The sequence below is a fragment of the Arthrobacter sp. Hb9-2 genome (genome assembly GCF_059091165.1).
Genome location: NZ_JBNHGJ010000121.1, coordinates 1 through 243, shown reverse-complemented (window position 1 = coordinate 243; position 243 = coordinate 1). Strand labels below are relative to the sequence as shown.

At 60.5% G+C, this 243-nt stretch carries 1 pseudogene; it reads left to right on the top strand.

Features of this window, described 5'->3' with window-relative positions:
- Positions 1–2: 2 nt before the first annotated feature.
- Positions 3–243, top strand: a pseudogene (locus AC5RV1_RS21485) (lipoyl synthase); the annotation flags it as partial.

Below are 243 nucleotides of genomic sequence, written 5' to 3'. Positions count from 1 at the left end.
TTTTGCGCGTTGAACAGCGCAACTCTGCTGTCCCGGTGGAGCGGAAGCCGGACTGGATCAAGGCCAAGGTCCAGATGGGGCCGGAGTTCGTCCAGCTTAAGAACCTGGTGAAGAAGGAAGGCCTGCACACGGTGTGTGAGGAGGCTGGCTGCCCCAACATCTTTGAGTGCTGGGAGGACAAGGAAGCCACGTTCCTGATCGGCGGGTCCGAGTGCACCCGGCGGTGTGATTTCTGCCAGATCG